This is a genomic window from Rhizobium sp. ERR 942, assembly GCF_007828395.1.
GTDB lineage: Bacteria > Pseudomonadota > Alphaproteobacteria > Rhizobiales > Rhizobiaceae > Rhizobium > Rhizobium dioscoreae.
The window spans coordinates 86,508-106,447 of sequence record NZ_VIUA01000008.1 but is presented as its reverse complement, the minus strand read 5'-3'; the positions used below and the strand labels follow the sequence as shown (position 1 = coordinate 106,447).

Sequence of the window (19,940 nt, the reverse complement as noted above, 5' to 3'; positions counted from 1 at the left end):
TCCCTTGTGATTTATGATCTGTCGTTGCGTTCCGGGGGCGGCTTTGGCGCGCCGTGACCGCCACGCTGTTCATCGAGCTTCGCATTCGCAAGTCCGAGAATGGAGCCGGCATAGGCGCCGGGGGAGCCGATCGCCTTTTCCTTGGCGGCTGAGCCGGCTGCTTGCGCGCCCGAACCGAAGCCCACACCGATACCGCGAAGAGCGGCGCCAGCGACGGAAGAGCCCGCGGCTCGTGCGGCCTGCGCCGCCGCGAAGCCCGCGCCGGCAGCGCCAGCGGCGAGGAACCCGGCGCCGGTGGCGAAGGATGCCGCCTGTCCACCATGGCGGATCGTCTCCATACCGCCGCTGACGGAGGCTCCCTGGACAACACCCTGAAGGATGCTCGGTACATACATGGCGATAATGAAGACCACGACGGAAATGCCAGCGATCGACAAAGTGGTGACAAATCGATCGGAGGATGCGGTCGGAGCATTCGCCAGACCCAAGAGGACCTGCGATCCGATCTTCGCGATCATCACCAGCGCCATCAGCTTCATGCCGACGCCGAAGGCGTATATGAGGTAACGGATGGCGAAGTCTTTCGTGTAGGATGAGCCGCCCAGCCCTAGCATGATCATGCCGGCCAGCAGACCAACATACATCTCGACCATCACCGATACGAAGATCGCCGCGACAAGCGAAAAGCAAATGACGACGACGCCCATCGCTAGTATGGCCGCGATCGCCAGGGCATTGTCCTCGAAAACCCCGAATTTCGCCTGTTGTGACATTTGCGAGGCGACCCGGATACCGGCGTCGAATATTTCGGCGGGCGAGGCTGAGCCACCGCCCGAGCCGATCTGAAACAGGCTGTCGATCACCGCGCGTGCAAACGTCGGCCCTTGCGTGAGGACGAACGCAAAGAACCCGATGAACATGATCCGCCGTACGAGTTCGGCGAACCAACTATCCAGCGACGCGGCCTGGACGGCGAGCCAGACCGCCGCGATACCGACTTCGATCGTCGCGAGGATCCAGAACAGCGATTTCGCCGCGTCCATGATAGTTGTCTCCCATCCCTTCGCCGCGGCCGATACTTGGTTTTCCAGCTCGGTGAGAACCTGTCCTTCCTGCGCTAACGCGGGGGCGGCGCAGGCGAGGCAGGCAAGTCCTGCGATCAGGAACGGGCGCTCAAAATTGCTCTTCACCATCTTGGGCGCATCTCCTGTCCGTCCTTGATCGGTGGCGGCTCCCCGCCGGAGCCGAAGAATTTCTCCCGAAGAGCACGCTGCTCCTCGCTGAGAACAGGTTTGGCTCCGCCCCGGAAACCAGCGATCAACAGGCTCGCGGCGGTGACGGCGAGCAACAGGGCAACGAGGGCAGCGCGGCTCACCAGCGAGGCTCCATTTTTTGACCTTCGGGAATGCTCTTGACCTCGGCGTCGAAGAACTTTTCGCGTCGCGCCTGGGCCAAATCCTTGTCGGTCTGCTCGGTCTGGAGCCAAGTTCCCATCATCGTCATTTGCTGTGAGACGAGACCGCGAAGCTTCTGCATCTGCGCGACTTGCTGGGCGGCGATTTCATGGCCCACCTGTAAGGCCTTCATCTGCCCATCGGCCGTCTCCGACAACGATCTCAAGGACGACATCGTCTCCTCCTCGCTGTCGAATTGGCTGGCCGTCAGGCTCGCCGCCTTCAGGGAGCTGGCGATGGTGTCGCGGTTGGTGTTTGACCAGGACTGGTAGGTCGAGGAGAACGTCGCGTTGTCCGGCAGGTTGGTTTTGAGATCGGCATAACTCTGAAAACGCTGCTGAAGAACATCGTCGGCATTGCCCATCGAAAAGGCGATGCCCTGACCTTGGTTGACGATACCGCGCAGCTGATTGAGATCGCTTTCAACCTGTCCCCAGATATGATCGGGAAGCCGAGCCGTGTTTTGCAGCATGTTCTGGTAGATCTTGAGCTGGTTTTCGATCTGATCCGCAAGCTGGCTGATCTGCGTCAGCTGGTTGTCGACCTGGATGCCCGAGCTCTTGAGCAGGTCCACCAATTGCGCGTTGTTGGCGAGCTGCGTCCACTCCGTCGCGGCACCGGTGGCGGTCCCCGCTCGAGCTAAAGGCGCGGTTCCGATCGTCAGGGCCGCGGCCGCCAGCCAGGCGAACCATCTATTCGAACTTGAGTAGCGATGTGGCATCGTGAACTCCTCTCGATTCAAGCCAGTGGATCGGCCAGTCATGGCCATGTTCGGATTTCAGCGCGCGGATGCGCTTCAAGTCTTCCTTGCCGGAAGCGCCGACGAAGCTAAGGGCGACCGGTCCGAGCGACATGTCGAAGAGGCGTCGGCCTTCAGGCGTCGCCACGTAATATTCGCGCTTGGGGATCGCGGTGGAGACAATGTCGATCTGCCGCTCGTTAAAGCCCATCCGCTCATAGAACTCCCGCGTGCCCGGCTGTCGAGCGGAACCATTGGGAAGGCAAATCTTGGTCGGGCACGACTCCTTCAGGACGTCGATAATCCCGGACCGCTCGGCGTCCGAGATGGATTGGGTCGCGAGCACCACCGCGCAATTGGCCTTGCGCAGTACCTTCAGCCATTCGCGGATCTTGTCGCGGAACACGGGATGACCGAGCATCAGCCAGGCCTCGTCGAGCACGATCAGACTGGGAGACCCGTCCAGGCGCTTCTCGATCCGGTGGAACAGGTAGGTCAGAACCGGGACGAGGTTGCGCTCGCCCATGCTCATGAGCTGCTCGATCTCAAAGGTCTGGAAGGCGCCAAGGGTCAGCCCGTCTTCCTCGGCATCCAGGAGCTGCCCCATGGGCCCATCGACGGTGTAGTGATGCAGTGCGTCCTTTATCTCGCGCAGCTGCACGCCGCTGGCGAAATCCGAAAGCGATCGCCCAGAAGCACTCGCCATCAGTCCGATCTGACGGGAAATGGCATTACGATGATCGGGCGTGATGGTGACACCCTGGAGGCCGACCAGCATCTCGACCCATTCCGTCGCCCACGCACGGTCGGCGTCGCTTCCGAGTTCGGATAAGGGGCAGAAGGCCAGCGCCCGGTCCTTCCCTTCGGCGTCATCGCCGATCTCATAGTGATCGCCGCCGGCCGCGAGCGTCAGCGGCAAAAGCGCGCTTCCTTTGTCGAACGCGAAAATCTGAGCTTGGCCGTATCGGCGGAACTGCGCGGCGATCAGCGCCAGAAGTGTCGATTTACCCGATCCCGTCGGCCCGAAGATCAGCGTGTGGCCAACATCATCGACGTGCAGGTTGAGCCGGAACGGGGTGGATCCGCTCGCGACCTGCATCAAGGGCGGCGAATTCGGTGGGTAGAAGGGGCAGGGGGCGATCGGAGCTCCCGACCACACCGAGTTGAGCGGGATGAGGTCCGCGAGATTGCTGGTGTTGATCAGTGGTTCGCGAATATTGCAATACCAATTGCCTGGCAGACTGCCAAGAAACGCGTCCGTCGCATTGAGCGTCTCTATCCGAGCGCCAAAACCTTCGGCCTGGATCAGCCGGCGGATCGCCTCAGCCTTTTCCTGCAGTGCCTCGCGGTCGCTGTCGAACAGCACGATGACCGGCGTGTAATAGCCATAGGCAACCAGCTGCGATGAGGCCTGTGCGATGGCATCCTCGGTCTCGGCCACCATGGCCATCGCATCCTGGTCCATCGACCGGCTTTGTGTTTGGAATATCTGGTCGAAGAATGGCCGGACTTTCTGCTGCCATTTCTTGCGCGTGCGCTCCAGCTTTTGCCGCGACTCCTCCGCATCGAGAAAAATGAAGCGGGATGACCATCGATAGGTCAGCGGCATCAAGTCGAGGCTATTGAGAATGCCTGGCCAGCTCTCCGCCGGCAGACCATCGATCGCGACAACGCCTAGGAAGCGGCTTTCGACCTTTGGCGTCAGGCCATGCTCAAGCTCGGCCGTCGCGATCCAGTCGACGTACATGGGAATATCCGGAAGCCTGATCGGATGGTTCTCGCCCGTGATGCAGAATCGCACGAACTGCAGCAGGTCGTCATAGCGGGCGATCCTTTCCCTTCCCTTCTCGATCGTCTCACGGGTTTCCATTCGCCTGATCGACAATGTGTTCGCGAGATACTGCTCGATTTCACGGATGGCATTCTTGAAAACAAGGAGCACCGTGTCCGCGTAAGACTTCTTCCGACTCTCTTCATCCGAATAGATATATTTGCTGAGGGCGGTCTTCCGGGACTCAAGCGGCCGGTAGGTGAGAATGAGGGCGTGCTTGCTCTCGAAATGCCCCTGATCCCGCTTGAAATGCGCCCGGCGCTCCGCGTCGATCGCGCGCGTGACCGGATCGGGGAAATGGCAGCGCTCTTCCGACGGATAATCGACCGTCGGAATGCGGATGGCCTCGACCTGGATCATCCAGCCGCTTCCAAGCCGCGAGAGGACCGCATTGATCTGCCGCGAAAGGCCGTTGCGTTCAAGATCGGTCGCGCTTTCCGAGTCCGGACCGGCGAAGTACCAGCCGGCCATCAGGCTCCCGTCCTTCAGCAGGAGAACGCCATTGTCGACGAGGCCCGCATAGGGAACCAGATCGGCGAAGGATGGACCGGTCGCGCGGAAGCGTTTGAGTGCCGCCATAGCCGTCTCCTCAATACCGGCGCCAAGGCGACGTGGTCGCCTTATAATAGGGTCTGTACGAGATATGCCGGATATAGACCTGCCGCATGAATGGGTCGGACTTCGCCATCATCCTGAGAAGTCCGACGATGACGATCCAAACGGCGACTCCAAAGAGCGCGGAATAGACGGTCAGCACAACGAAGATCAGGATGACCGCGCCCAGACCGGTGAGCAGCACTAGTTCGCGGTCTGCGCCCATCAGGAGGTTCGGACGCGAGAGTGCACGGTGAATGCGGTTGCGCTGCAGGCCAGATACGGGCTCAGTCATGAGTCCTCTCCCCGTCCAAGCGTTGTCCGTTCGATGTTAGCTGCGCGTCCGGCAATCCGATCGAGGCACCGGTCGCGCCGAACAGGCCGACGATGTTGGTGGCGCCGAGCAGGATGCCGGCGACGAGGACGACATAGACCAAGCGCCGCGCGAAATCGTTGAGCTCGCCGCCGAAGATCAGCATTCCGCCAGCGATGGCCACGGCGGCCAGTGCAATGGCGCCGGCGACCGGACCGGTGATCGATTCCTGGATTTGCTGCAACGGACCTTCCCAGGGCAGGCTGCCGCCAGAACTGGCGAACGCTGGGGTGACGCTAGCAAGAGCGAAGGATGCGGCAAGCAGCGCAACGATGAAACTCAAGTTCTTATACGACATGATGTCCTTCTTCCTGTTCTTCGCTAAGTTGGTCGGATTCAATTTCATATCGGCCGTTGACGAAGCGCTCGACCTGGATGACGTCGCGAACGCGCCGCCCGCGCGCTGTCCGTTCGATGGAGATAACGAGATCGACGGCTTCGCCGATCACCTCGTTCATGGGCTGCTGGCTTGCTTCCGCCGTGAGCTGCTCAAGACGACGCAGCGCCGACAGGGCGGTGTTCGAGTGAATGGTTGCCACTCCACCCGGGTGACCGGTGTTCCATGCCTTGAGCAAGGTGAGAGCGGCACCGTCGCGGACTTCGCCGACAACAATCCGATCGGGACGCAGGCGCATGGTGCTCTTCAAGAGCCGTGCCATGTCGACAGTGTCACTGGTATGAAGAAGAACGGCGTTCTCCGCCGTACATTGGATCTCGGCCGTATCCTCCAGAATGACGAGCCGATCCTCTGGTGCGCATTTCACGATCTCGTCGATCACCGCATTCGCGAGCGTTGTCTTGCCAGACCCGGTACCACCCGAAATGATGATGTTCAGCCTGGAGGAGATCGCGCTTCGAATCGTGAAGGCCTGGTCCTGTGTCATAACGCCGGAGCACACATAATCGTTGAGCGGGATTAGACGCGAAGCGCGTCGGCGAATCGTGAAGGCAGGCTTGGCGACCACCGGCGGCAGCAGACCTTCGAACCGGTGACCGCCTATCGGTAGCTCTCCGGAGATGATGGGTTGCTCGGCGTCGACTTCGGACTGGAGGGCATGGGCAACCGTGCCGATCACCATTTCGGCGGCGGCCGACGACATCTCGCCGGCCGGAGCGATACCGTGCCCAAGCCGTTCGATGTAGAGCTTTCCGTCCGGATTGAGCATTATCTCGACGACGGTCGGATCATCTAGCGCGACGCAGAGCTGATCGCCGAGGGCTTCTTGAAGTTTGCGGACAAGCCGGGGGTGAGAGCGAAGCTGGTTCACCGATTTCTCCTTACACTGCATGGTTGCTAGGGGTGAATTCCGACTGGTAGTTGGAAGGGCGGAGCTTCTGAAACATCTCCTCATTGGCAGGTAAGGTGCCGGCTACCGCCATGGTACCACCGATCTTCCTGGGTTGGTCGAGGCGCTGGAGCGGCCAATCGACACGAGCGAGGATCCGCTCGAAGCGGACGTCGGTCACCGTGACGATTTCCGAGAAGTTGTTCGCCATGCACCATTCGATGATTCCCGCGAACATGGTCAGCGTTGCTTCATGCACTGAACCCGTTTCCCTTCCCTCCTTAAGTGCGGTGTCGACGCAAAAGCGCGAGCTTTCGATCATTGCGCGGTGGGCATTTAGCCGGCCATTCGGGAGAAGCGAGGAAAAGACCTCGGTCACCATGGTCGGACCGAGGGCCGGGAGCAGCCTTGCACATCCGGCCACTTGGCCACAGGCGGAGATTGCGAGGACGTAGGTTGGCCCATGAGCGTCAAAGTCATCGGACTCGCATTCCGCGGTTACCTTGACGTCCCAACCCAGGCGACCGGAGAACACGCGGGCACGGAGTTTGTGATGCATGTGGAGGAGATGCGTCTCCTGGATCGTCCGGGGCGTCGAGAACGCGACAACTCGCATGAACTTCTCCGTCGTTGTTTCTTCCGCGGAGAAATCAGCACAGATTGGAATTGTGTGGCAGTTGTAGAATCCTACAAATCGGTAGCGGCCTGGGTCGGGTGACTTGGGAAAGATGCTGGAAGATCAATATTTCAACAGCGTTTCCGTTGAATGTGGTACCAGAGCCTGCCCGCAAATTTCGAGCCATGCGATTTGTGGCGGATTTCGCATGGGCGCGAACTGATGGCGGCCACGGTGGTCGTTCGGGCCATGCTGGGGGTGAGCAATGCAAAGGTTGCTGTTGATCGACCTCGCACCTCAAGTGTGAGTCCAAGCTGCAACAGTTTTCGACAATCGACCGCTTGGCCCAGCCGGCGCTGGATCCCTTTCCTCCGTTCGAGTTATTTCGATAGGGCAGGATGATTTGAGCGGACATGGTGGCCGTCTCATCCGAAGGACACGTCATGACGGCGCAGATTGTCGCGGCATGGGCCGCACGGAACGGTTTCGATTTGCTCGATGCATGGAGGTATCGTCGCAGTGACGATGCACGCACAATCACCATCGAGATCAAGAGGCTCTCGGTGGTGTTGATCGATGAGAGAACAGGTTCGCGCCCGCGGATCGTTTCCGCATTGTTCAAGGATCTGGTGTTCGGGAATCCGAGCAGCAAACTCGACCGGCTCCTGCTTGATCGTTGACAAGCGGGTGGCCGGGATTTCCATCTCTGTAATTGTTACGCTATTCGACCAAGCGCAGCTGTGGACACTCCGAGATTACATTGAATCTCTAGGTGGTAGCTTGAAAATCATCGCCGATGTCGCCGGCAAGAAGGTCGACCTTTCCAGCATCGCTGAAAAGTCACCACACCGCTCAAAAAGGGCATAATTCTGAGTTCGGGCGGCCACTAGATTACCAACCTAGCCGCCCGTCCGTTCTTTCGCTCCGCATTGTTATAGTAACTCGCCGCCTGCGCCACGGACTTGTGTAGGGATTGCTGCATGGCTTCCTGCAAAGGAACGCCGCGATTGGCGGCTTCCGTCAGATATCCGGAGCGCAGTCCATGCGCCGAAAACAGCTCCGGATCCAAACCGGCCTGGCTGCAGCGTGTCTTCAGGATCAGATTGACCGACTGTGGCGTCAGCGCCCGCCGATCGATATTGCCCCATTGGTCGATGCGCCGGAACACCGGTCCCGCGTCGACCTTGGCCTCCATCAGCCATTGCTTGAGCGCTTCGACCGGCCGGCCGATCAAAACGACGTGCGCGCGGTCGTCGGCCGCTGTCGTCTTGGTGCGGCCGAGAGTGATGGTGAGACACGGCAGGAGAGGGGAGGCGGGATTTCGGGGATCGGCATGCACCGGCTCCTCGTCGACCAGATCCTCTACTCGCAGGTCAGCGACTTCGGAGCGCCGGCGGCCGCCGGAGGCAAAGGCAGTCAGCAACAGGGCGCGGTCGCGAAGATCGACGCGGCGGTCGCCAGCACAAGCGGCCAGCAGCTTTGCCAACACATCGCCGGTGACGGCTCGTCTGCTCTTGCGGCGGCGTTGTCGCGGCGTGGCGCGCACAGCCAGGCGCAATGCGGTTTTCAGGGAAGGCGCGGCAAATAATCCCGTTAGCCCGCGCCAGCGCGTCAGGATCGACCAGGAGCTCAGCCGCCGGCGTACCGTGTCTGGCGCATGCGGGCCATCGACACGCAGTAGACCCTGGGCGCGCAATCCGATCTCGACGTTGGCCGGCATACCATGCGTGGGATCCTGGGCACGCTCGGCGGGATCCCAGAGATGATGGGCGACGAATTTGAGAAGCAGACTTTCCGGCGCCGGCCAGGGGAGGGAAGCGCCGGTGGCAAGCTCGCACCAGGCTTCGAGATAGCCGAGATCGGAGGCGAGTGCGCGAAGCGTATTGGCGCCCATGCCTTCCTTGGCGAGATGCTTGAGGGTGGCGACGTCGTCATCGGTCAGCAGCGCCGCCAGCTGATCGCGGCGGGCGAAGGGCAGGATAGCATCAAGGGCGTCCAGCTCCTCGGCGCGGAGCAGCACTGGATCAGCGGGGGAGGGCCGGACGACAGCTTTGCTTGTCATTGAGTAGCCGATGCGGGATGGCACTTTACGTCCGTCCGCCCGAAATCATTCCCCTTGAAGAGGAGAGGGGCCTTTGCGATCGCGGCAACGGCGTACGAATAGCAGTCGCCTATGTTAAGGCTGGCCGGATGGCGACCTTTGCCAAACAGGTCGAAGGCCTTCTCGGCAACATAATGATGCCGCTCGCCAAAGGCCACCGCAATCACATTTGGCAAAGCGACGAGCTGTGAAATGATGATTGCAGCGTTAGGAAAGTTCTTGCCGGTGAGCACCATTCGTGCCTCAAGCAAGGTCGGCCAGCCAATGACGACATCCTCGCGGGAGACGAGCGCATGAAACCGTTCAGCTTCGGGCTCTCCCAGTGATGTAGCCACAATTACCGACGTATCGACAGCGATCACTTCGGCAAACCGTTTTCGTCGTAGAGATCATCGTGGGCGTAGGTGGTGCCGGCCGGCACGGACCGTCGGCCCTCCGCCATCAACTCCCAAAGCGTGTCGGCTGGCGTCTGTGTCGGTTTTTGCCGCAGTTCTTGGTCGTAATGCTCGAGCGCAATTTCGACGAGCTTGTTGATTGGTTGGCCGGTGCGTCTGGCCAGGGCGTGCGCCAGATCGCGTGCCTTGCTGCTGCGGATGGAAAGCCGCGGTGCGGGCATTTTGAGCATTCCTGGCGCGGATATCATGGCTCGCAAAGATAGTGCTTTGCTGGGAAGATAGCAAGCGAACGCCTTCAGATGGCTCACTATCGATACTTGGTAAGTCTGGCTTGAGCGGCGTTGGGGCCGGATCGGCACGCACGGTCAGATGAAGCTGGAACTGATCGAGAAGGATGTCGATCCCTCGAAGCGCATCGATGCGCTGGCACCTCAGAAAACCAGACGCGGCTATCAGCCGAAATAACCCCCCGGCGGGACAGGCCTCTTTGACGTTCGACGGCAGAACAATGCCCCCGGCGGCAAGACCGGGGGAGATTTGCGGTGTCAGTCCCAAGGGACGACGGCCATCAGCTCGTCGCCATCCTGTCCGGGATAGCGGCCGAGGTTGGCGTTGAGCCTGCCGTAGCCGGTGTTGACGGAGAGGGTCAAACAGTCTCCGCCATTCTGGTTCTGCTTCTTCCAGATGCCGCCGATTTCGACGCGGCGTCCGCGAGGTGTCTTGACGAAGAGGCGATAGACCGGAGCCTTGGCGTTGGGGCTATCGAATTCCTCCCCGAAAATGTCGAAGTCGTAGGCGAGGGATGCGACATTGCCGGTGAGCGTGTTGTCCTCGTTGACGCGGATGAAGTTGACGAGATCGGTCATGGCAGTGTCTCCTTGGTTTGCGTTGCCGATGGTCACGATCAAGCGGCCGGAAGACAGTCAGCGCAAATGCCAGGGCATTTGCCGCGGGGACTGCACCCGAGGGGCAAAGCGCATGCGGAGCGGCGCCGGCTGGGAGGAATTTGCCTCGCGAGGAATGACGTCAGTCAGGGGAAATTCGTCAATGCGGCGGTTGCTGTCCGACTGGCCGGTCGCAATGAGCCATCAACTTGAGGCAACGCAATCCAGGAAGATACGTCCGGCGCTCAGGTTTCGTCTCATCTGCCTTCCATGAAGACAACGCGCCGCCGGCGCGATCGAACAACAGCCATGCCACGGATGGGTAGGCAAATTACAAAACCGCAGCGCCAAGGTTTCGGTCCACAGCCCGAAGGTGATCACCTGGGCGTGCCTACATGCTGGTATCGGCGGCATATGGAGGAAGCAGAAGCGGCAACGGCGCTGTTTGAAAAGCCGTCACTTGATAACCAAGCCGCCCGGCATTGCACCGAACGGTATGCTTCCGATGGGGATGTCTTAGTCCTGTCTGTCGTGCTCCGGGTGCGATCGGACCGATCCGGCCGAAAAGCCGGGGGCATCGCCTGCCTTCGACCTTGCGTTTCATTGCGGGCGGGCAGGGGTGCACGAGGGGAAGGGCCGAAGGGGGTTCCCCTCGCCCCAATGATGATCAAGCAGCTGCTCGCAGATCGAAATTCGCGTGGATCACCTCGTAGGGAATATGAATTTTCCCATCGTCGGTCTGTTCGATTATACCCCAATCAGACAAGGCTGACACATCGTCATGCACCCGCTTGATGTCCCGTTCGAGAGAGCGGGCAAGGCCGCGAATGCTCGACGGGCCGATCTTTTGAAGATGTTCGATCAATTCCCATCGTTTGGGTGTGATGACCGAAAAGAGCTGGGCGGGTGAGGAAAAAGTGAAGACGGCGACGGGATCAGAGGGCTTTCCCGACCGCATCGCGCTAGCCGCCCGGTCAAAGGCTTCATCAAGAGCTGCTTCGCTATCAGCTCGGATTTGGATCAAGGCTTCTTTCATGGCTTCTGCCTCCTCTTGATGATCTCCTTCCGAAAATCGGACAGGAGGGCATCGGTCGTCGTGAAGTGGTAAGGCTGCTCGTCACCGTCCAGATGGCAATGATCACCCTTACCCCGCTCATTGTCGAAACCGACGATGCGGCGACCATCCTTGCCGTAGAACAGTCAATACTTGAACAGATGCATGCTTCCGGCAACAGGTTCAGGCACTTTCCAGATAACGATCTCGACAATCGCGCCGTCTGGCAAAACCGTTTTGGAACGTTCGATCAAGGTCGCTGCAATCATGTTGTCATTTATGCCATCAGTTAAAACCGTTGTCAAGAATGACAACGGGCAAGATATGGAGAAAGCAAGCCGGTCGCAGCGGAGAGACGCTGCGACCGGCGACGGCTGATTACTCAGCCGCCTCGGGACGTTGATCATGTCCGTTGCATGGTAGTCGCTGTACTCATCTGCCTCGGCAGCCAGCAAACCACCCTTGCCTTCGTCCGCCTTGGAAACGGCGGGGCGGATGAGGGAGGGGAGCAAAGCCGCGCCGATGGCCCGGGCCTCGGCATAGGCTGCGGCTTCAGCGTTATGAGACGGCGGCGAAGGAAACCTTCACGCCACCTCGTAATCAAGCCGCCTTCGATGGCTCGTCCGACGACGCGAGCGACACGGAGAGTTTCACGCCGAGCGCTCTGGCGGCACCGATCAGCGTCGAAAGCTTCGGATCGCCGTGCTCGCTCGGGGCTTTATAGAGCGCTTCCTGCGTTACACCTGCTTCCTTGGCAACAGCACTCATGCCGATAGAACGAGCAACATCGCCAAGCGCATGAGCGATCAGGGAGGGGTCGCCATCCTCAAAAGCCGCTTCGATATAAGCGAAGCGCTCCTCCGGCGTTTTCAGGTAATCCAGAACATCAAAGCGGGTCGTTTCTAGCACCATGTCAGATCTCCTTCGCCATTTTCTTCGCTTGGGCGATATCGCGCGTCTGCGAGGACTTGTCGCCGCCACATAAACGAATGACCAAGGTGCGGCCCGTATAGGTCAAATACAAACGATATCACGGCTTAGATTGATCGAACTGCCTGCGAAGGACCTGCCATTCCTCCCAGACATGGGAAAAATCAACATCCTTGTAGCCACGCCTCTCTTCTACAGCTTCCGCGGCGCTCGTCGGCACAGCAATGGCGGCAGCGCTGTCGCGCACTGCTTCCACCTGACTTTGGGTCAGTGGCTTTCCACTCAACTTCTCCGCGTTCAGCAGCAATGCAGACAGTGACGGCACAGCCACAATGACTAGGTGGTCGGGATTGGGCCGGCGCATCAATTCCGCGAGCGTACCATTATCAGAACTCTCCAAAGGTTGATTGCTTGCCGCCATACTTGCTCCCGAACTGACGATGAGACAGACAACCCATAGCACGGCATAGATATTCACCACTCTTGGCATGGATAATCTGTACCTGTACCGATATGAAATAAATAGATCATTCGGGATCTAATGTTTTGCTGCGATGCGGCAGAAGTGACGCTTTTCGATCCGTCGAGAAACGTTTATCGAGCGCCGTGAGCCTTGGCAGTCATATCAACTCCGAGAGCGCGCATCACCGCCAACGTTGTTTTGAGCGTTGGGTTTCCGCGTTCGCTGAACGAGCGGTACAGTTGTTCCCGGGATAGCCCCGTCTTTCGAGCAATCTCGGCCATGCCCTTGGCGCGGGCCACAACGCCGAGGGCTTTGGCAACATAGGCAGCATCGCCTGTCTCGAAAGCATCGGCCATAAAAGCTGCAATTTCCTCATCATCAACGAGCGCAGCGGCCGGATCGTAAGTGGTCAGCTTTTCATTCATCCTGTTCACTCCATTCCTTCGCCAATTTTTTTGCGTTGGCGATGTCGCGGGTCTGTGATCCTTTGTCCCCGCCACAAAGCAGTATGATCAGCACGTCGCCCCGCCGCTGGAAGTAGACGCGGTAGCCGGGGCCCTAGTGAATTCGCAGTTCACTGACGCCCTCACCAACTGGCTCGACATCACCGGCCAAGCCCTCGGCCAGTCGCATCAACCGGGCTGCAATCATGGTTCTGGCTCGTTTGTTCCGTAGGCGCGATTCCCATTTCGCGAAAGTCGGCGTCTGCTTCAGTTCAATCATGCCTGTAATGTAGTCTATAAACTACATTTTGCAAGCGGAATGCTTGTGTGATTAAGCGATAGACACCCGGTCGTAGCGGAGAGACGCTGCGACCGTCGACGGCTGGCGTTACTCAGCCGCCTCGGGGACGTTGATCATGTCTGTTGCATCGTAGTCGCTGTCCTCATCTGCCTCGACAGCCAGCACACCACCCTTGCCTTCGTTCGCCTTGGGAACGGCAGGATGGATAGGAGAGGGGAGCCATGCGGTTCCCTTGGCCTGCGTCTCGGCATAGGCGGCGGCTTCGGCCTCCTTCATGCGGGCAATGCCGCCTGCGAACTCTTTGCCCTTGATTTCTGTCAATGCGGTTTCGATGCCATCGCGGGTGAGGTGATTGAAGTAGCTCTCCGCCGTCGCCTCGAAATATTTGCTCATGTCGAAATCGAGAGCCGTTGCCAATGCCTCGGCGCGGGCTCGCTGCGTCTTGCGGAAATCGTACTTTTCCTTCACGGCATCGATCGCATGGGACGCGGCGAAAGCCAGCAATTCGACAAGCTCAAGCTGATCGCGCTCAAGGCACCACTCAAAGAGATTGGCGGGATTGCCGGGAACCTGATCGCCAAAGCGCTCCGCTAGCTCGGCCAGTCCCGCGATCGCGAGGTTGTTCTGCGGTGCCTTCATGCTGGCTTCCAGCGACTTGCTGGTGAGTACAATCTCGAGGCAGCTGTAATCGCGCGAATGGGTGAGAACCGTCTGCAGCAGCAGGGCGTGAACCACGCTCGCCAGCGCGACACGATGGTTGCTAGCAAATTCGAGCCGGAGCGCGGCGGTGCTCTATACCGTCAGGTCTTCGATCAGCGTTGCGGAATGGATTAGCACGGGAGCGACGGGAGCCTGCGCGGCAGCTTCGTTTGCCCGAGCCGCATCCGCATCATTCTCGGCGTCCTCCGAACCATTCTCACCGCCCTTGGCTTCGTCCGGTCGAACATAGCCGCGATAGATCACAGGGTTTCCGCTGTAATCGAGCGACACGATAGCGCCAGCGCGGGCAAGATCATCGGGCGCATAAGCCCGTCAGCCTATGAGGAGGTCTGGAGATAATGGGGCAGGCTGGCGCAGTAATTGCGATCAGCTGCATCTACGATGCGTGCCGGGCACATCAACTCGGCTGGCGGCTATCTCGGGGATCTCACTGCAAAGGCGAGACGAGGGGAATTTTCGTTGGGTCCGATGCTATTTGCTCTCTTGAGAGCGAATTCGGTGCCAAGCAAAGCCTCCGCGCGAATACGAGGGACCGTGCAGTCACCGAAGTTATATAATAAGCCTTTGAATTCATGTGGAATTTTAAAAGTTTCCGGCTGGCACCTTCTTGCGTGACGCGGGATCAATCATTTGCTCGGGTGCCCTTCATCGGCCGCATGCTGTCGACGCCACGTTCGCGGTCGATCCAGCGCATGATGGGCGTGACCGCAATCCCGTGGGCGACAACAGAAATCAGGATGATCGTGAAGACAGTCGCCCATAGGGTTTCGACGTGTTCGAATTTCGCTCTCTGGGTTGCGAAGGCGAGATAGTAGATCGACCCGAGGCCGCGGATGCCGAACACGGCGATGATCGCCTTTTCCGCTTTTGGTTGATGGCAGCCGAACAGGCTGATCCAGCCCGCGAGCGGCCGGATGACTGCCAGCACGATGACAGCAACGACGACAACACGCCAATCGGCCTGAGCCAGGAGCGTGCCCTCGGCAAGCACAGCGCCGAAACAGACGAGAAGAACCATCATCAGCAGCCGCTCGATCTGTTCGCCGAAGTCGTGCAACTCACCGTGGAAGCTGCTTCCCCTTTCGACGCTGCGCAAGGTCAACGCGCTGATGAAGACGGCCACGAAGCCATAGCCGCCGACCAGTTCGGTGGCAGCGTATGAAACGCAGGTGAAGCCGAGGGCGGCGAGCCCGTCGCCCGTTTTCGCAAGCTGCCCGGCCTTGGGCAATCGGAACGTCAGATGGGCCAACGCCCGCCCGGCGAGCCAGCCCATGCCCGTGCCTGCGACGAGCTTCCAAAGAACGTCGACGACGAGCCAATGGCCGATCCAGTCGATTTGAGATGACGCGCCGGCTATTGCGATCGCGGCCATGACGAAGGGGAAACTGAGGCCATCATTGAGACCGGCTTCGGAGGTGAGCGCAAAGCGGATATCGTCCTCCTCGCCAGTCTGCGGCGGCCCGACCTGGACATCGGCAGCAAGCACGGGGTCGGTTGGCGCGAGCGCAGCTCCGAGCAGAAGCGCCGAAGCGGGGGGTAAGGACAACAGAGCCCAGCCGAGAAACGCGATGGCGGCGATGGAGAGCGGCATTGCAACGCCAAGCAGCCTCCAGGTCACCATCCAGCGTCTCCATCCCAGCGGACGATCGATCTTCAGACCAGCCCCCATCAACGCGACGATGACGACCAGTTCCGTCAGGTGTTCGGCCCAGCCGACATTCTCCAGCGGGTTCCTCTGCGGCAGCGGCGTAAACGGCGACAGCGAGAGGAGTATGCCGATAACGATGCAGCAGATCGGCAGCGATAGCGGAATCCTCTTCAAGGCCAGCGGCAACCATGTCGTCAGAAGAACCACCACTCCGAAGATGAACAGCGTGACGACGTAGTCCATTATGTCCTCTACTTACAGGCTTGTCAGCCGGAGGAAGATCAGACGCTGCGGGCCTGCTGTGGATGTTTTCCTTCCCTCAAATTCCTCGAGGATCTTGGCGCAGAAAGCAGAAAGAACCTTTGGATTGCGGCTCGTGATCAGCCAAGGCCCAAAGCAGGCAGTGAACGGCCGCAGGCTAGTATATGCTAAGCGGCCGCCTTTTCTGTGCCGGCACCAAAGCGCCGACGATAATCACCCGGTGACACCCCAACAAGCCGATTAAACACTCGTCGAAAAGCCGTAGAGTCCTCGTAGCCAACCGACCAAGCGATCTGGTCGACCGTACGTTTTGTAAATTGCAGCAGTTCGCGGGCCTTCTCGACACGGACGCACTGTACATACTCCGTGGGCTTGATGCCCGTTGCGGCTTTGAAGCGCCTCTGAAAGGTTCGCTCTTCAAGCCCGGCTTCGCGCGCCATATCGGTCACAGAAATGGCGCGTGCTCCTTTCGCCTGCAACCAGTGTTGGACGCGCAAAATGGCTTCGTCGCCATGCGTGAGGCGTGGTGCGAAACTCCCATAGTGGCGCTGTTCCCGTCCGCCTGCATCGACCAGAAAGAAACGGCTGGTTTCGACCATGATGCTTGGGCCCAACAGACGGTCGATCAGCCGCATGCCTAGATCGGTCCATGCCATCAATCCTCCCGCTGTGACGATATCACCATCGTCGATCACGATTTTTTCAGGCTCGACCCGTAAATCGGGGAAGCGCGTCTGAAGAAGATCTGCAAACTGCCAATGCGTCGTTACAGGGCGGCCCCGCAATAAGCCTGTCTCGGCCAAGACAAACGCGCCACCGCAGTTCGACGCCAACACGGCTCCGCGCGTGTGTTGTTCCAAAAGCCAGAGCGCAAGCGGAGCGGCTTCGGCGGCCGTAACTGGGCCCGACAACCTGCCAGGCGCGACGATAATATCCGGGAGGCCCTCGCCACCGGCATGGGTATCGAAGGTGCGCTCGAAACTTTTTCCGCTGACTGCCCAGTGAGTCAGCCGTAAAGTTCGGCCATTGCGTGCGCCGGAGAAGCTACTCGCGGTCATCAGCATATCAGTAAGCCCATGGACCATGGCTGTTTGGCATCCGCCATACAACAAGATTCCGACCTCAGCTGCCCTGACTGAAGGGCCTTGCCGATCCTGAAGCGCGGGTTCGATAGCCTCGTCCATGATAGTAGTTCGACTTTCTGATTGTCAGTTTTGGCCTGCCAAATGTCCGTTCTGCCGATCCCGATCATGCCGCAGCTGCGGTAACTATTCAACCACGGGGCGGAATTGGTTCCCCCGTTGAAAGCTAAGGAGGATACGGATATGGCGACTATCAAAACTACCGACGGTACCGAGATTTTCTTTAAGGACTGGGGACCGAAGAATGCTCAGGCCCTCGTCTTCCATCATGGCTGGCCGCTCAGCGCCGACGACTGGGATAACCAGATGATGTTCTTCCTCGAAAAGGGCTATCGCGTCATCGCCCACGACCGTCGTGGTCATGGTCGGTCAAGCCAGACCTGGGAAGGTAATGAAATGGACACCTACGCGGCAGACGTCACGGAGTTGGTCAGGGCACTCGATCTCAAGGGCGCGATCCATATCGGCCATTCAACGGGTGGCGGCGAAGTTGCGCATTACGTAGCCCGTGCTGAGCCAGGGCGTGTCTCGAAGGCCGTGTTAATTGGCGCCGTGCCGCCGGTAATGGTCCAGAAGGCATCCAATCCTGAAGGCCTGCCTATTACGGTCTTCGACGGCTTCCGTGCAGCAACCGCCGCCAATCGGGCACAATTCTTCATCGATGTGCCCGCCGGGCCGTTCTACAGCTACAATCGCGAGGGTGCGAAGGTGAACCAGGGCGTCATCGATAACTGGTGGCGCCAGGGTATGATGGGGGGCATCAAGGCACACTATGACTGCATCAAGGCGTTCTCTGAGACCGACTTCACCGAAGACTTGAAGAAGATCGACGTGCCGGTGCTTGTGATGCACGGAACCGACGACCAGATCGTGCCCTACAAGGACTCAGCTCCGAAATCGGCGGCCCTGCTTAAAAACGGCACTCTCAAGACTTACGAAGGCCTGCCGCATGGGATGTGCACTACGCACCCGGAGATCATCAATCCGGATCTTCTTGCCTTCATTGCCGGCTAACTGGCCTGGGTAACATAACGCAAGGGCGCCGCAGGTGGCGACGCCCTTGCGGATTTGGACCGTGAAGAATTCAAGAGAACGCAGCCGTGCGCTCGTCTGGATGCTGCAGAACGGCTAGCCTCGTTCGCTCAGAAGGAGTTTCAAAGATCGAAGCACTCGCGCCGCCCTGCCGCTGCGCCTGCCCGCACTATTGTAATAGCTCGAGGCTTGTTGCACGGAGCGATGCCGCGACTGCTCCATCGCCTCCGGAAGAGGGATACCGCGGTTAGCGGCGTCGGTCAGATGGCCTGATCGCAAGCCCGACTGCCATACCAATCTTCGTGTTCCAAATGCTCGGGAGATTCGATTGAATTGAACCGAGATCGACCTACAATGCCAGAATTGGGCCGAGAGGCTTTGCCCTTTGGCGCCATTTGTGGTCGTCAGCGCTCATCATCGTCAGTTTGACGTTTCGGGTGGTGCCTCGAAAATTCCCGCATCGCCATCAAGACCGGCATGAGCCCACGGCCAGCAACAGTAAGACCATATTCGACTCGGGGCGGCTGCTCACCAAAGTCGCGTCTTGCGACAAGGCCGTCGTACTCCAACTCCCGAAGATGTTGCGTCAACATTTTCTGAGAAATGTCCGGGATGTCTCGCATGAACTGTGACGCTCGCATCGATGGCTCGGCAAACAGCCGGAACAGGATGGGCAGCTTCCAACGACCGGTGATCATTCGAAGGATTCTGGTCACATGTGCAACCGATCCATCAGGGCCGAGGCAAGCCTCCCTCGGTTCTCGTTCGACAGGCACCTTAAAGTGCGTAATTGCCTCGTTCATCGTCTTGTCCTCTTATCAGCACATCGCAGTAGCACGGGAATTGCCAGGTGGATTTGAAACTTGATGGAAAAATTGCGCTTATCACAGGAAGCAGCAAGGGTATCGGCGAAGGAATTGCCAAGGGCTTGGCGCGTGAGGGCGCTATCGTCATCGTCCATGGTCGTAACAAAACGAGTACCGAAGAAGTCGCCCACGACATCGTCACCCAGGGTGGGCGCGCCTATGCGGTCTTTGGCGACCTGACGAACGACGATGACGTACAAAGGCTCGTCAACGATGCGCAGGCTTTCGTTAAGCCCGTCGAAATCTTGATCAACAATGCAGGCGGCTCCGGTGAACCTGAAGACTGGACCACCACTCGCCCGGAAACATGGGCATCTGGGTACGACCGAAACGTGCTGGCGGCTGTAAGGGTGACCGCTCGGCTTCTACCAAACATGCGCGCCGCTAAATGGGGAAGAATCGTCAACATCTCCAGCATGGCGGCGATAATGGCCCCCGCGAAAAGGCCCGATTATGGTGCCGCCAAGGCGGCTATGATTGCGATGACAGCCTCCTTGGCAAAGGAGGTCGCCATGAATGGCATTACAGCGAACACGGTATCGCCCGGAACGATTCACAGCGACAGATTAGAGAAAAGCTTCAGAAAGGTCGGCGCCGGGCAGGGCCTTGCGCCAGACGCACCATGGACCGAAATCGAGAGGATCGTGCTGCCGATGTTTGCGGAAGTCCCGATGGGGAGGGTTGGAACGCTTGAGGAGATCGCCGATGCGATCGCCTTTCTCGTGAGCCCGCGTGCGAGCTATATCACGGGAGCAAACCTACGGCTCGACGGCGGGATGTGGCCGGGACTTTGATTGTTCGCGGTGT

26 protein-coding genes and 4 pseudogenes are annotated in these 19,940 nt (G+C 59.3%); 5 read left to right on the top strand and 25 right to left on the bottom strand.

Annotation, left to right across the window (positions count from 1 at the left end):
- Nucleotides 1-11 precede the first annotated feature (11 nt).
- From trbL to FBZ97_RS28140, 8 genes are read right to left on the bottom strand one after another with little or no spacing between them, the layout of a single operon-like run.
- Nucleotides 12-1,193 carry a P-type conjugative transfer protein TrbL gene (gene trbL / locus FBZ97_RS28175; protein ID WP_113396282.1) on the bottom strand — a complete coding sequence of 394 codons (1,182 nt, stop codon included), beginning with the start codon at nt 1,191-1,193 and terminating at the stop codon, nt 12-14.
- A complete protein-coding gene (trbK, locus tag FBZ97_RS28170) occupies nt 1,187-1,375 on the bottom strand; it encodes an entry exclusion protein TrbK (RefSeq protein ID WP_145323691.1) in 189 nt (62 codons plus the stop codon). The genes trbL and trbK overlap by 7 nt, the downstream gene beginning before the upstream one ends.
- The gene (gene trbJ, locus FBZ97_RS28165) at nt 1,372-2,175 is read right to left on the bottom strand and encodes a P-type conjugative transfer protein TrbJ (RefSeq protein ID WP_145323727.1); all 804 of its coding nucleotides are present in this window, start codon (nt 2,173-2,175) and stop codon (nt 1,372-1,374) included. Before trbJ ends, trbK begins: the two co-directional genes overlap by 4 nt.
- On the bottom strand, nt 2,147-4,603 hold the full coding sequence (locus FBZ97_RS28160) for a conjugal transfer protein TrbE (protein ID WP_145323693.1): 2,457 nt from the start codon (nt 4,601-4,603) through the stop codon (nt 2,147-2,149). Before FBZ97_RS28160 ends, trbJ begins: the two co-directional genes overlap by 29 nt.
- 10 nt (nt 4,604-4,613) lie before the next feature.
- Nucleotides 4,614-4,913 carry a conjugal transfer protein TrbD gene (locus tag FBZ97_RS28155; protein ID WP_145323695.1) on the bottom strand — a complete coding sequence of 100 codons (300 nt, stop codon included), beginning with the start codon at nt 4,911-4,913 and terminating at the stop codon, nt 4,614-4,616.
- On the bottom strand, nt 4,906-5,289 hold the full coding sequence (locus FBZ97_RS28150) for a TrbC/VirB2 family protein (RefSeq protein WP_145323697.1): 384 nt from the start codon (nt 5,287-5,289) through the stop codon (nt 4,906-4,908). Before FBZ97_RS28150 ends, FBZ97_RS28155 begins: the two co-directional genes overlap by 8 nt.
- On the bottom strand, nt 5,279-6,259 hold the full coding sequence (trbB, locus tag FBZ97_RS28145; RefSeq protein WP_145323699.1) for a P-type conjugative transfer ATPase TrbB: 981 nt from the start codon (nt 6,257-6,259) through the stop codon (nt 5,279-5,281). Before trbB ends, FBZ97_RS28150 begins: the two co-directional genes overlap by 11 nt.
- Before the next feature lie 10 nt (nt 6,260-6,269).
- Entirely contained in the window at nt 6,270-6,893 is a 624-nt protein-coding gene (locus FBZ97_RS28140) for an acyl-homoserine-lactone synthase (RefSeq protein ID WP_145323701.1), read from the bottom strand.
- A gap of 443 nt (nt 6,894-7,336) precedes the next feature.
- Here FBZ97_RS28140 and FBZ97_RS28135 point away from each other — a divergent pair, with 443 nt between their 5' ends.
- Nucleotides 7,337-7,573: a hypothetical protein gene (locus FBZ97_RS28135; RefSeq protein WP_113354827.1), complete on the top strand. Its 237-nt coding sequence runs from the start codon at nt 7,337-7,339 to the stop codon at nt 7,571-7,573.
- A 206-nt stretch (nt 7,574-7,779) separates the two neighbouring features.
- Here FBZ97_RS28135 and FBZ97_RS28125 read toward each other — a convergent pair whose 3' ends face one another.
- From FBZ97_RS28125 to FBZ97_RS28115, 3 genes are read right to left on the bottom strand one after another with little or no spacing between them, the layout of a single operon-like run.
- Nucleotides 7,780-8,955, bottom strand: coding sequence for a site-specific integrase (locus tag FBZ97_RS28125; RefSeq protein ID WP_145323703.1), 1,176 nt, complete (start codon nt 8,953-8,955; stop codon nt 7,780-7,782).
- On the bottom strand, nt 8,952-9,356 hold the full coding sequence (locus FBZ97_RS28120) for a type II toxin-antitoxin system VapC family toxin (RefSeq protein ID WP_113354766.1): 405 nt from the start codon (nt 9,354-9,356) through the stop codon (nt 8,952-8,954). Before FBZ97_RS28120 ends, FBZ97_RS28125 begins: the two co-directional genes overlap by 4 nt.
- Nucleotides 9,353-9,610: a type II toxin-antitoxin system VapB family antitoxin gene (locus FBZ97_RS28115; RefSeq protein ID WP_113354767.1), complete on the bottom strand. Its 258-nt coding sequence runs from the start codon at nt 9,608-9,610 to the stop codon at nt 9,353-9,355. The genes FBZ97_RS28120 and FBZ97_RS28115 overlap by 4 nt, the downstream gene beginning before the upstream one ends.
- A 118-nt stretch (nt 9,611-9,728) precedes the next feature.
- Between FBZ97_RS28115 and FBZ97_RS28110 the strand changes: the two are divergent.
- Nucleotides 9,729-9,854, top strand: a pseudogene (locus tag FBZ97_RS28110) (WGR domain-containing protein); the annotation flags it as partial.
- Nucleotides 9,855-9,934: 80 nt separating this feature from the next.
- Here the strand turns inward: FBZ97_RS28110 and FBZ97_RS28105 are convergent.
- From FBZ97_RS28105 to FBZ97_RS28060, 10 genes and pseudogenes are all read right to left on the bottom strand, one after another.
- Nucleotides 9,935-10,255, bottom strand: a complete 321-nt coding sequence (locus FBZ97_RS28105) for a DUF736 family protein (protein ID WP_186449558.1) — start codon at nt 10,253-10,255, stop codon at nt 9,935-9,937.
- A 685-nt stretch (nt 10,256-10,940) separates the two neighbouring features.
- Entirely contained in the window at nt 10,941-11,309 is a 369-nt protein-coding gene (locus tag FBZ97_RS28100) for a transcriptional regulator (RefSeq protein ID WP_113354768.1), read from the bottom strand.
- Nucleotides 11,306-11,473: a DUF6516 family protein gene (locus FBZ97_RS35135; RefSeq protein ID WP_348642387.1), complete on the bottom strand. Its 168-nt coding sequence runs from the start codon at nt 11,471-11,473 to the stop codon at nt 11,306-11,308. Before FBZ97_RS35135 ends, FBZ97_RS28100 begins: the two co-directional genes overlap by 4 nt.
- The gene (locus FBZ97_RS35130; RefSeq protein WP_348642386.1) at nt 11,474-11,839 is read right to left on the bottom strand and encodes a hypothetical protein; all 366 of its coding nucleotides are present in this window, start codon (nt 11,837-11,839) and stop codon (nt 11,474-11,476) included.
- A gap of 88 nt (nt 11,840-11,927) precedes the next feature.
- A complete protein-coding gene (locus FBZ97_RS28090; RefSeq protein ID WP_069610771.1) occupies nt 11,928-12,239 on the bottom strand; it encodes an addiction module antidote protein in 312 nt (103 codons plus the stop codon).
- A 118-nt stretch (nt 12,240-12,357) separates the two neighbouring features.
- On the bottom strand, nt 12,358-12,678 hold the full coding sequence (locus tag FBZ97_RS28080) for a hypothetical protein (protein ID WP_197044230.1): 321 nt from the start codon (nt 12,676-12,678) through the stop codon (nt 12,358-12,360).
- Nucleotides 12,679-12,851: 173 nt separating this feature from the next.
- Entirely contained in the window at nt 12,852-13,145 is a 294-nt protein-coding gene (locus FBZ97_RS28075) for an addiction module antidote protein (RefSeq protein ID WP_069610770.1), read from the bottom strand.
- A pseudogene (locus tag FBZ97_RS28070) lies at nt 13,138-13,443 on the bottom strand (type II toxin-antitoxin system RelE/ParE family toxin). Before FBZ97_RS28070 ends, FBZ97_RS28075 begins: the two are co-directional and overlap by 8 nt.
- Before the next feature lie 108 nt (nt 13,444-13,551).
- A complete protein-coding gene (locus tag FBZ97_RS28065) occupies nt 13,552-14,199 on the bottom strand; it encodes a hypothetical protein (RefSeq protein WP_145323708.1) in 648 nt (215 codons plus the stop codon).
- Nucleotides 14,200-14,256: 57 nt separating this feature from the next.
- A complete protein-coding gene (locus FBZ97_RS28060) occupies nt 14,257-14,454 on the bottom strand; it encodes a hypothetical protein (RefSeq protein ID WP_145323710.1) in 198 nt (65 codons plus the stop codon).
- Nucleotides 14,455-14,568: 114 nt separating this feature from the next.
- On the opposite strand from FBZ97_RS28060, the pseudogene repC reads away from it, so the two are divergent.
- Nucleotides 14,569-14,679 (top strand): annotated as a pseudogene (gene repC / locus FBZ97_RS34860) (replication initiation protein RepC); the annotation flags it as partial.
- 127 nt (nt 14,680-14,806) lie between these two features.
- Here the strand turns inward: repC and FBZ97_RS28050 are convergent.
- Together FBZ97_RS28050 and FBZ97_RS28040 are read right to left on the bottom strand one after the other, a co-directional pair.
- Nucleotides 14,807-16,078 carry a cation:proton antiporter gene (locus FBZ97_RS28050; RefSeq protein WP_145651042.1) on the bottom strand — a complete coding sequence of 424 codons (1,272 nt, stop codon included), beginning with the start codon at nt 16,076-16,078 and terminating at the stop codon, nt 14,807-14,809.
- Between the two features lie 182 nt (nt 16,079-16,260).
- Nucleotides 16,261-17,277, bottom strand: coding sequence for a GlxA family transcriptional regulator (locus FBZ97_RS28040; RefSeq protein ID WP_145324628.1), 1,017 nt, complete (start codon nt 17,275-17,277; stop codon nt 16,261-16,263).
- 141 nt (nt 17,278-17,418) lie between these two features.
- Between FBZ97_RS28040 and FBZ97_RS28035 the strand changes: the two genes are divergently transcribed.
- Entirely contained in the window at nt 17,419-18,249 is an 831-nt protein-coding gene (locus tag FBZ97_RS28035; RefSeq protein WP_145324626.1) for an alpha/beta hydrolase, read from the top strand.
- 114 nt (nt 18,250-18,363) lie between these two features.
- Here FBZ97_RS28035 and FBZ97_RS34855 read toward each other — a convergent pair.
- Together FBZ97_RS34855 and FBZ97_RS28025 are read right to left on the bottom strand one after the other, a co-directional pair.
- A pseudogene (locus FBZ97_RS34855) lies at nt 18,364-18,549 on the bottom strand (hypothetical protein); the annotation flags it as partial.
- A 122-nt stretch (nt 18,550-18,671) separates the two neighbouring features.
- Nucleotides 18,672-19,070, bottom strand: a complete 399-nt coding sequence (locus FBZ97_RS28025; RefSeq protein WP_145324624.1) for a helix-turn-helix domain-containing protein — start codon at nt 19,068-19,070, stop codon at nt 18,672-18,674.
- Nucleotides 19,071-19,117: 47 nt separating this feature from the next.
- Between FBZ97_RS28025 and FBZ97_RS28020 the strand changes: the two genes are divergently transcribed.
- Nucleotides 19,118-19,927 carry an SDR family NAD(P)-dependent oxidoreductase gene (locus FBZ97_RS28020; RefSeq protein ID WP_069610766.1) on the top strand — a complete coding sequence of 270 codons (810 nt, stop codon included), beginning with the start codon at nt 19,118-19,120 and terminating at the stop codon, nt 19,925-19,927.
- Nucleotides 19,928-19,940 lie beyond the last annotated feature (13 nt).